This window comes from Arthrobacter sp. SE2, assembly GCF_058244265.1.
In genome coordinates this window covers 1-10,076 of sequence record NZ_JBZAYA010000022.1, presented here as the reverse complement: position 1 = coordinate 10,076, position 10,076 = coordinate 1, and the positions used below count along the sequence as shown (strand labels likewise).

At 62.7% G+C, this 10,076-nt stretch carries 10 protein-coding genes; 2 read left to right on the top strand and 8 right to left on the bottom strand.

The annotated features are described in order from the left end of the window. Window positions 1–2 precede the first annotated feature (2 nt). The 8 genes from AC4CS3_RS20955 to AC4CS3_RS20920 all read right to left on the bottom strand — a co-directional run bounded on the left by AC4CS3_RS20955 (window position 3) and on the right by AC4CS3_RS20920 (window position 8,588). Window positions 3–1,640: a UDP-N-acetylmuramoyl-L-alanyl-D-glutamate--2,6-diaminopimelate ligase gene (locus tag AC4CS3_RS20955; protein ID WP_490785054.1), complete on the bottom strand. Its 1,638-nt coding sequence runs from the start codon at window positions 1,638–1,640 to the stop codon at window positions 3–5. A gap of 159 nt (window positions 1,641–1,799) precedes the next feature. After that, window positions 1,800–3,596 carry a peptidoglycan D,D-transpeptidase FtsI family protein gene (locus AC4CS3_RS20950; protein WP_490785053.1) on the bottom strand — a complete coding sequence of 599 codons (1,797 nt, stop codon included), beginning with the start codon at window positions 3,594–3,596 and terminating at the stop codon, window positions 1,800–1,802. Between the two features lie 54 nt (window positions 3,597–3,650). Further along, a complete protein-coding gene (gene ftsL, locus AC4CS3_RS20945) occupies window positions 3,651–4,316 on the bottom strand; it encodes a cell division protein FtsL (RefSeq protein ID WP_490785052.1) in 666 nt (221 codons plus the stop codon). Then, complete coding sequence (rsmH, locus tag AC4CS3_RS20940; RefSeq protein WP_490785051.1) at window positions 4,313–5,311, bottom strand: 16S rRNA (cytosine(1402)-N(4))-methyltransferase RsmH; 999 nt, start codon at window positions 5,309–5,311, stop codon at window positions 4,313–4,315. The genes ftsL and rsmH overlap by 4 nt, the downstream gene beginning before the upstream one ends. Before the next feature lie 179 nt (window positions 5,312–5,490). Then, the gene (mraZ, locus tag AC4CS3_RS20935) at window positions 5,491–5,922 is read right to left on the bottom strand and encodes a division/cell wall cluster transcriptional repressor MraZ (RefSeq protein WP_490785050.1); all 432 of its coding nucleotides are present in this window, start codon (window positions 5,920–5,922) and stop codon (window positions 5,491–5,493) included. A gap of 377 nt (window positions 5,923–6,299) precedes the next feature. Further along, window positions 6,300–6,665 (bottom strand): SCO2097 family morphological protein, encoded by a 366-nt coding sequence (locus tag AC4CS3_RS20930; RefSeq protein ID WP_059389148.1) that lies wholly within the window; start codon window positions 6,663–6,665, stop codon window positions 6,300–6,302. A 235-nt stretch (window positions 6,666–6,900) separates the two neighbouring features. Continuing rightward, window positions 6,901–8,103: a DNA polymerase IV gene (dinB, locus tag AC4CS3_RS20925; protein ID WP_490785081.1), complete on the bottom strand. Its 1,203-nt coding sequence runs from the start codon at window positions 8,101–8,103 to the stop codon at window positions 6,901–6,903. Between the two features lie 182 nt (window positions 8,104–8,285). After that, window positions 8,286–8,588, bottom strand: coding sequence for a hypothetical protein (locus AC4CS3_RS20920; RefSeq protein ID WP_490785049.1), 303 nt, complete (start codon window positions 8,586–8,588; stop codon window positions 8,286–8,288). Window positions 8,589–8,610: 22 nt separating this feature from the next. Here AC4CS3_RS20920 and AC4CS3_RS20915 point away from each other — a divergent pair, with 22 nt between their 5' ends. Both AC4CS3_RS20915 and AC4CS3_RS20910 read left to right on the top strand, forming a co-directional pair. After that, complete coding sequence (locus AC4CS3_RS20915) at window positions 8,611–8,799, top strand: hypothetical protein (RefSeq protein WP_308193892.1); 189 nt, start codon at window positions 8,611–8,613, stop codon at window positions 8,797–8,799. An 89-nt stretch (window positions 8,800–8,888) separates the two neighbouring features. Beyond that, entirely contained in the window at window positions 8,889–9,887 is a 999-nt protein-coding gene (locus AC4CS3_RS20910) for a polyprenyl synthetase family protein (RefSeq protein ID WP_490785080.1), read from the top strand. The last annotated feature ends 189 nt before the right edge of the window (window positions 9,888–10,076 follow it).

The window sequence follows — 10,076 nt, the reverse complement described above, 5'->3', positions numbered from 1 at the left end:
GTCTAGGACTCTATCCGCTCGTCCGTGGAAACCTTGAATCCCCTGGCTGTCAAGGCCGCCCGCAGTTCCACCCGGTCGTCGAGGGCAAGGTTGACGCCCTTCACTTCCTGCCAGACCTCGTGTCCTCGGCCGGCGATCAGGATGGTGTCCTTCTCGGTGGCCAGATCCACGGCTTGGCGGATGGCGACGTCCCGGGGGTACGCTTCCACGATCTCGCAGTCAAGGTCCTCCGACTCGCGGGCGGCACGTGCGCCGGCGATGACTTCCGAACGGATCGCCGCAGCGTCTTCGTCATGAGGATCGTCGTCGCTGACAATCACGACGTCCGCGAGCCGGGCGGCTATGGCGCCCATGGTCGGCCTCTTGCCCTGGTCGCGCTGTCCAGTGGCGCCGAAAACGACAATCACGCGGGATCCGGGTGATTGCGGGCGTATGGCGCTCAGGGCCCGCGCCAGCGCGTCCGGGTTGTGCGCGAAATCGACAACGGAAGCCGGGGCATCGGAAATCAGCTGCATCCGGCCGGGTACGGAAACCGTGAAGGGATCATGGCTGTCCAGGGCCGCCTGAAGTGCCGACCGGTCGATGCCGGAGTCGAGCACCATGATGGTGGCCAGTGCCGCATTGGCGACGTTGAAATCTCCCGGCAATCCGGTATGGACGCGCAGGACAGATCCATCGCGGTGGCGCAATTCGAAGTCCGTTCCAAGTCCGCGTGGTTTGGAAGACTCGACCGTCCAGTCAGCTTCGCTCCCGGCGGTGGCCGACAGCGTGGTCAGGGGAATTTCCGCCTCTTCGGCCAGCAAGCGCCCCCACGGATCGTCCACGGTCACTACGGCCCGCCGTGCGCGCGCTCTCGTGAACAGCTCCGCCTTGGTCCGGAAGTATTCGTCCATGCTTCCGTGGAGATCGAGATGGTCCTGCGTCAGATTGGTGAAGCCGGCAACGTCGAACGTCACCGAGTCGACCCTGTGGAACGAAAGAGCATGGGAGGAGACCTCCATGGAAGCCGCCTCCAACCCACGTTCACGCATGAGGGCGAGCAAGGCATGGACGTCCGTTGACTCCGGCGTGGTCAGCAGACTCGGAATGGCCTCGCCCCCCGCAAGAATTTCAATCGTCCCGATCAGGCCGGGATTCATGCCCAAGGCACGGAGCAAGGAGTTGATGAAATACGTCGTCGTTGTCTTGCCGTTCGTACCAGTTACACCGAAAAGCGTGGGCGAAACCCCATCGAGCGGCTGGCTTCGATAAACGAGGGCAGCGAGGGTGCCGACGGCTGCACGGGGATCGCCAACGATCAGCACCGGAACGGCAAGGTCCTCGAGTGCCAATTGACGGGCGCCGTCCTCATCGGTCACGACGGCCACAGCACCGGCCGCCACCGCTTGGGTGACAAAGTCTGCCCCGTGGCGTGTGGCACCGGGCAGGGCCAAGTACAGGTCTCCCGGCTCGACGGTGCGCGAGTTGAGGGACACACCAGTGACCGACGTACCGGCTGAGTCCGGGGTCAGCGCGATTCCGAGGGACGATGCGATGGCCTCCAGGGCAACCGGCGCCACGACGGCTGGACGGAAGCCGGGTTTGTCCGTAGCCGGCGGGTTCCCTGTAGGGATCGATACGGCATCATTCTGCTCTGACAAGGTGGTCTCCGTTGGTACTCGTAAAACTGGCCGCGCGGGAACCCTTGGGCTCCCGCAAACGGCATGGGTTGATCTAAATGTGGCCGGACAGATGCCCAACAAGCTTACTTGGCGAAACTGAACTACTTGCCGTACTGGCCTTATTTGCAGTCCTGGTCCTTATTTGCCGTATTGGGGGAACCGCGCCGGAGTGCCGGTGGACGGCGGGACGTTGTAGGTGCGCAGGACCTGGCCCATCACCGAGCGGAAAATCGGTCCTTGCGTGATGCCGTAGATGTTGCCCTTGGGCCTCTGGACAACAACCTCGACGATGAACCGTGGATTTTCCATGGGCGCCATCCCAATGATGGAGGCCGTGAAGCCATCGAAGCCAGGCAGGCCGTCTTCGCGGGGTGCCTCGGAGGTTCCTGTCTTGGCGCCCACCCGGTATCCGTCGATGCCAGCATCTTTCACTTCGCCCATCGTCACGTTGCTCTCCAGGATGTCCCGCACTTGCTGCGCGGTGTCCTTGGTAACGACTTGCCGGGCGTCCTTGGCAGGTGCTTTCGCTTCGACCCCGTCGGCCCCGACGTAGCCGTCGATCAACCTGGGTTGCAGCATCACGCCGTCGTTGGCCACGCTTTGGTATGCCCGGACGGTCTGCAGAGTGGACTGGGAAACGCCTTGGCCGAACAGGACGGTGTACTGCTGCCGGTCGTCCCATTGATCGGGCTTGGCCAGGATTCCTGACGCTTCGGCGGGAAGGCCAATGTCCGGGGCTTCCCCGATGCCGAAGCGCTGGAGATAGTCATAGCGCTGTTGCTTGCTCAGCCGGCTGCCGATCATCACGGTACCCGTGTTCATCGAATAGCCGAGGATACCGGCGAGGGTCCGCTGTTCGGTTCCGTGGAGGAAAGCATCGGTGAACGTCTGGCCGTCGATGGTCACGGCAGGAGGAACGGTAACGGTGTCCAATGGGCTGGACTTTCCTTCATTGATCGCAGCGGACGCGGTGATCATCTTCTCCACCGAGCCAGGCTCATAGGCGGCCGTCACCGACCGCACGCCGCGGTCCGCAGCCGCTACTTTGCCCGGGTCGTTGGGATCCGGGGCGTTCGTATCCGCCATCGCAATGAGGTTCCCGGTCTTGATGTCCTCAACGACGATTGATCCCCACTCGGCATTGAGCTGGTTGACTTGGGTCTGGATGGCCTGCTGCGCAAAGTACTGGATGTCCGTGTTCAGCGTCAGCTTGACGTCTTTGCCGTTGACAGCCGGGGTCAACAGATCGGTTGCCACGGGGATACGGAGACCGTCGGCGCCGATCTCAAAGACGCGCTTGCCGTCCTTGCCGCGGAGGAGGTCGTCTTGGGTCTGCTCAAGGCCGGCTTGGCCCGTGGTGCCGTCCTTGAGGAAGCCGATGATGCCACCGGCGACGCTGCCGTTGGGATAGACGCGCTTGCTGATGCCCTCCGAGACGACACCCGGGATGTGGAGTTGGGATATCCGGTCCTCGAGGTCCGGCTTCACTTCCTTGGCCACGATGTTGTATTTCTTCTCGCCGGTCACGGCCTGAGTAACCTGGTTGACGTCCATCCCCAGGGCGCTGGAAAGCTCTGCTATCCCCTGGGTCCTGGAGATCTTATCGATGGCTTGGGTCTGGGTGTTGTAGCGCGAAAACTCAGACGTGTTGGTGTTGACCGTTTGGTCCACCACAATGTTGTAACGGATCACGCTGCTGGCGAGCACGGTGCCGTTGGCGTCAAGGATCTTGCCGCGTTCGGCCGGCAGGACGGTGGTGGTCAGCCGGTTGTTGTAGGCAGCCTCGGCCAGGCCACCGACGTCCAGCCCCTGGACGAGGAACAATTTGCCCCCGACCACCAGCAACAGTGTCAGCATGATTCCGAGGCCGAGGCGCAGGCGCCTCTTCGCCACCGGCGTCCTCTTGTTCTTCGATTTGCCGGTCTTCTGCACCACGTCGATTCCTTGCTGCTTGCCTTGCTGGTCACCTGAAATCAGGTCGGCTGGACGCTACTGCCCGGGTACCTTCTGCTGCGGAGCGGGGACCGAACCACCATGGAGATCCACAACCGGCGGCTTCGGTGCCGCAGGAACCGCGGGCGCCTGCGGTTTGGCCGCGGTGGAGTCGGCGGCACCGTTGGGCTTACGGCTGTCCAGTGAATCGTTCTTGGCGGGTGCAGGAGCTGCGACGCTGGACTGGCCTGCAACCGCAGGAGCAGCGATGACGGCACCGGGATTCTGTCCCTTGGTTGCCGGCGTGGCCTTTCCTGTGACTGTCAGGTTGTCCAGATCGATCTGGCCCGTGGCAGTGGAAGCTACCATGCCCAATTCTGCGGCCTTGGCGGCAAGATTCTGGGGAGCCTGGTAGTTCTGGACCTGCTGTGTCAGATCCTGGTTCTGCTTGTTCAGGGATGCAGCGTCGTTCCTGAGCTTCACAAGGTCGTATTGGGCCGTGGAAACGGAGATGTTGAGCACCAGGACAGTTAACAAGGCGGCCGCCAGCACGCCGAAGCAAAAGACGACGAAGGGAGTCCGCCGTCGTCCGGGAACACTCTGGACGAGCGAGAGCGGTGTCCGCGCCTTGCGGGTCGTGTCGCGTTCCGGTCCCCGGGCGGGCAGGGCACGCGCGGTGTTCCCCACCGTGGTCGGCAGGATCTTCGCGGCAGCGGTGCTCATGCTGTTCTCCTCGCTTTGATGCGTTCCACGGCCCGCAGGCGGGCAGATGCCGCACGCGGGTTTTCGGCGATTTCTTCAGGTGTGGGCACTTCCGTGCCCTTGGTCAGGGTCTTGAATTCCGGTTTGTGTTCTTCCAGCTCCACGGGGAAGCCCAGCGGGGCCGACGACTTGGACCGGGACTGGAAGACCGATTTCACGATCTTGTCTTCGAGTGAGTGGTAAGACATCACCACTACCCGCCCGCCCATTGCCGAGGCCGAGAGGGCGGCAGGCACTGCTCTCTCCAGAACGTCGAGTTCCTCGTTGACTTCAATCCGCAGGGCCTGGAAAGTCCGCTTTGCCGGATGCCCGCCGGACTTTGCGGCGGCCGCAGGAACAACGCCGCGAATCTGCTCGACGAGCTCCCCGGTGGTGGCGAAAGGCTTGACGGCCCTTGCCGTGACGATGCGGTTTGCGATCCTGCCGGCGAACTTCTCTTCGCCCCACTTGCGGATAATCCGTACCAGGTCTTCTTCGGAATAGTTGTTGACGACGTCGGCGGCAGTCTGGCCGCGGCTGGTGTCCATCCGCATATCCAGCGGCGCGTCGTAGGAGTAGGCAAAGCCGCGCTCCCGCTCGTCCAATTGGAGGGAAGACACACCCAGATCCATGAGGATGCCGTGCACTTCCGGGATTCCAAGGTCCACGAGGACATCTTCGATTTCGTCATAGACGGCATGCACCAGGTCAGTGCGGGCCGCGAAGGGTTGCAGGCGCTCACCGGCGAGGGCCAGGGCCTCTTCGTCCCGGTCTATGCCAACAAGGTGCAGATCGGGGAACCGCTGCAGCATCGCTTCGGAGTGGCCACCCATTCCCAACGTGGCGTCGATGACGACGGGCGTCTCGCCACGGTTGCGGGCGGCCTCAAAACCTGGTGCCAACAAATTGATGCACCGGTCCTTCAGGACCGGTACATGTCGCTCCGAGGTTGGTTTTGGCGCGTCTTGCTCCTCCATGCGGCCTCCTCAGAGCTGAATCGTTCGTCTGTCAGTTGGGCGGGTCGCTTCTTGAGCCGGATCCCCATCCGCGCCTATCGCAGCGTCCGCCTGGCTCCGGGGAAGGTGAGCCAGGAAAACAATGTGATGGGCGGCTGGAGATCCCGTCCAAGAAGCATTGCTGCTTCCTGTCCCGGTTTCTAAATGAACCCGGGAAGGTTGTCGTCGTCGGTCTCCGAGAAGGCGGCTTCCTTCTCGGCCAGGTATTCATCCCAAGCCTGGGCATCCCAGATCTCTGCACGGGTTCCGGCGCCGATGACCGCCAATTCCCGCTCAAGACCTGCGTAGCTCCGGAGCGCCGGCGGAATCGTCACGCGCCCCTGCTTGTCAGGTATCTCGTCAGAGGCTCCGGACAGGAAAACCCGGATGTAGTCACGCGACTGCTTGGAGGAAATGGGGGCCTCCCGCATGGATTCGTGAATACGTTCGAATTCCCGCTGGCTGAAGACGTAGATGCAACGTTCCTGGCCCCTTGTGAGCACCAAGCCGTCAGCAAGTTCCTCGCGGAACTTGGCGGGGAGGATGATCCGGCCCTTTTCGTCCAGACGAGGAGAATGCGTGCCAAGAAACACTGGCCCACCGCCCCCATCCGTAAAGGTGCCCGTACCTGCCCCACGCCGCCACTACCCTCTTACTTGCTCCACTTTACTCCACAAGCCCCCACAGTCAACGCAATCCGGCGTGTTTCTGCCCCACTTTCGAACGCGGGAGCCTGAAAACACCTGGATCTCAGTGGTGATTGGTGGTGGAGGACGCGGTGCGGCGGCGCTCTAGGGAAGCGCTCGACGCGGCTTCGCCAGCCGCGCTTGCAGGCTCACGATGTGCGGCGAACGTGGCGTTAAATGCGAAAAGACCCGATATTCGGGTCTTTTCGCAATCAGGCCGGAGCCTGGTGGTGCAATGTGGAGGACTCGGCATCCCCGTGGACGACAAGCCCCTGGTGGAGCGTTCAGCTCTCCTCGCCGCGGCGGCGCTCGTCCCAGCGTTCTTCGAGGTTGCTCATGAATGAGTTCTTTGACTTGCCCGGCTTGGCACTCTTCGACTTCCCGCCGGCTGCCCTTCTCAGGGTGGCAAAGTAAACGCCGGCGCCCATCACAATGAAGCCCAGCACGCCAAGGAAGATGTTCTGCAAGGACACACCTACCAACAACAAGAGAATCCCGGCGATAGTGCCTAGAACGCCAATAACGATGTGCCTGGTCGACCATGAGCGAATGGGGTCAGAGCCCATTGAATTGGCAAACTTTGGATCGTCCTCATGCAGTTGCTTCTCGAGTTGCTCGAGGAGCTTCTGTTCGTGCTCCGAGAGGGGCATCGCGACCTCCTTTAGTCGGCCAGCGTCTGGATACGCCGCGGCCGTTGCCTCTGTTCCCTTGAACGGACGAACCCAAAAAAGGGTTCCCGAAGACCGGGTCTTGTGAACACGGTCTCACGGAACAGACGCAACATGGCAATTTATCCAGACGGTCTAAATCTGTGTACCTCTAGGATAGTTTGTTGGCCGCCGTTCTGAAAGACACGCCGGAGGGCACGCGAGGGCTCTTCGAAGCCTAGGGATCGCCCGGCCCGTCGGGCTCCGCATGCGGCTCCAGAAGCGTCGCCGGAAGGACAGTCTTGCTGCCGAATCGCTCGGTGACACGGTCGAGCGCCTGTTCAGCCGCCCGCCAGTTGTCGTCCCTGCGGTCGAAGCTCAACTGCAGCGAGGTGTGTTCCGCCGGTTCGAGCTGCTCAGCCCTGACTCCAACAAGGCGCACGCTCATGGGCCGCTCCCCCAAGGACGCCAGCAACTGGTTCGCAACTTGATAGATCAACTGGGCGCTGTCTACAGGCGTATGCATTGTCTTACTGCGACTGATTGTCGAAAAATCCGCATAGCGCAGTTTCAACGCGATGGTCCGGGCCAACATTCCGGCTGTCCGCAGCCGTGAAGCGGTTCGGTGGGAGAGCCTTAGCAACTCGCGCTGCAGGAGTGCGTCATCCGGGGTGTCAACAGCGAACGTCTCCTCGGAACCAATGCTCTTCTCGAGGCGGGTAGGCGTGACCGGCCGCGGATCCAAGCCCATCGACAATCGGTGGACGTGCTCGCCCGACGCTCCCAGGACCTTTTTCAAGGAAGACAGCGGCGTGGCCGCAACGTCAGCCACGGTACGGATCCCCAGCCTGGCGAGGACATCGGCGGTCTTGGCCCCGACTCCCCATAAGGCGTTCACCGGCAGGCTGTGGAGATAGGCTACGGTCTGCCCTTCCTCAATGAGCAGCAGTCCGTCGGGTTTGCAGCGCGTAGAAGCAATTTTGGCAACGAACTTGTTGGCCGCTATTCCCACGGACGCAGTGATTCCGAGCTCGGACGCAACGCGGCGCCGGATCAAATGGCCGATCTGGAGAGGCGGACCAAGCCTCCGGATCGCGCCACCGACATCCAGGAAAGCCTCGTCGACACTCAAGGGCTCCACGAGGTCCGTTATCGATTCGAATATGCCCATCAACTCCCGGGACACCTCGTAGTAGAGGCTGTGGCGGGGCTCGATGATGACAGCGTTGGGGCACATCCGCATAGCGTTGGCCATGGGCATGGCAGACTTCACGCCCAGCGCCCGTGCTTCGTACGACGCGGACAGTACAACTGAGCGATCCACCGGGAAGCCGACAATGACGGGTTTTCCCTTGAGTTCAGGCCGGGTGCGCAATTCCACCGAGACAAAGAAGGCATCCATGTCGACGTGGAGGATGCTGGTGCGCCTCAGTTCCCACAGGGCAGCGGGATCCGGGGCGGATTCTTGTCCGTGGCCCCGCCCGTTGTTCTCTGCTTGTGGTCTCACAAGGAAATCCTATGCCGCGGGACTGGTTACTGGTGGCCGCATCCGGCGCCCTAAACTGGAGGCAGCATCCGGCGTCGTCCCCAGGAGGAAATCCCTGTGAAGCTCTTTGGAAAGCCTCAACCCGTCAGTATGGCCTTGTTGGCCACGGGCGTCGCGTTGACCATCTCGGCTTGCGGGTCGTCCCCCGCAGGCACGGCATCCCAAGGGGCTGCGCCAACATCGTCCGGGGCGGCCACTGCCTCGGCAAGTCCGGCGCCGGCCACCACGTCCACGGCGGCCGCAGGAGCTTCGGCGACGGTCGGCGCCCTGGTTCCGGGATTCCCGCAGCAACTGATTCCATTGATGCCCAAGGCAGCGGTGGAATCCAGCAGTTTCGACAAGAACTCCTCCCCGGCGTCGGTGGCCCTGGTCGGCACCATTGCGTCCCCATCGGACGCAGTAGTGGCTTTTTATACCTCAGCGCTCACGGCGCAGGGCTTTAAGGAAGTTCCCGGCAGCACCGTGGGAAGTATCAAATCAAAGGATTTCCTCCGTGGCGACAATGAAACCGTGAATATCTCGGTAGTGGAAACAGCGGGCAAATCCACGTTCACCATCGGTGCCAACGTGGCCGCCGGGTCAATCAAGTGACCACGGAGAGCCTGGGTTCGGAACAGAGCCGTTTCGTGGCCGACGTCGCGGCCAAACTTAACGGTTTCCTTGGGGTGCAACAAGAAACCATGGCCACCATCTCCCCCGATGTCGCTCCCCTCATGGGCTCAATCACGAGCCTCGTGACAGGTGGCAAACGGCTCCGGGCCTTGATGTGCTACTGGGGGTGGCGAGGTGCCGGAGGCGAGTCCGCACATCCGGACATCATTACTGCCGGCTGCGCTTTGGAACTCTTCCAGGCTGCAGCCCTGATTCACGACGACATCATCGACCGCTCTGACACCCGGCGTGGCGGTCCAAGCGTCCACAAGCGGTTCAGCCAGCTCCATGAGGGCGAGGGCTGGGCCCTCGACAGCGAACGCTTCGGACATGCGGCCGCGATCCTCACCGGAGACCTCTGCCTGTCGTTCAGCGAGGAAGCGTTCACCGAGATTGGTGGCAGGGCTGCAACAGGCACGCCTGCGCGGCGGATCTTCAACCTGATGCGCGCCGAGGTCATGGCCGGCCAATACCTGGACATCCTGGAGGAAGTTGCGGGCCCCGTGCGGGACCGCGCTGGTGCCGTCCGCCGCGCACAGTCCATCATCCGATTCAAATCGGCGAAGTACTCAACGGAACACCCCTTGGCCCTGGGTGGCGCCTTGGCCGGTGCCAGCGAAGAGCTCTTGCAAGGCTATTCCGCTTTCGCGTTGCCCCTTGGTGAAGCTTTCCAGCTCCGCGACGACGTCCTGGGGGTGTTCGGAGACCCCGGGACGACAGGAAAGCCTGCAGGAGATGACCTCCGCGAAGGCAAACGGACTGTGCTGGTGGGCTTCGCCATCAACCAGGCCGGGGCTGCTGATTCGAACTACATCGATACCATGCTCGGACGGCAGGACCTTGGCGAGGCCGAGGTTGCCGAGATCCGGCGGATCATCGTGGATTGCGGAGCGCTCGAAGCCACGGAATCCATGATCGAGGAACTCAGCAACGAAGCTTTCGAGGCGTTGGAAAGCCTCCCCTTGGCTGAACTCCCGCTTACCGCGCTCAGGCAGTTGGCCGAAGCCGCCGTCAGCCGGGCCGCGTGAACTCTTGGAGAAATCCACGTTAAGGGCAGTCTAAATACCTGCCTTAAATACAGTGGTGGGGGGGGGGGGGGGGGTGGGGGGCGGGGGGGGGGGGTGTGGGGGGGGGGGGGGGGGGGGGCGGGGGGGGGGGGGGGGGGGGTGGGGGGTGGGGGGGGGGGGGGGGGGGGGGGCCGGGGGGGCCGGCGGCGG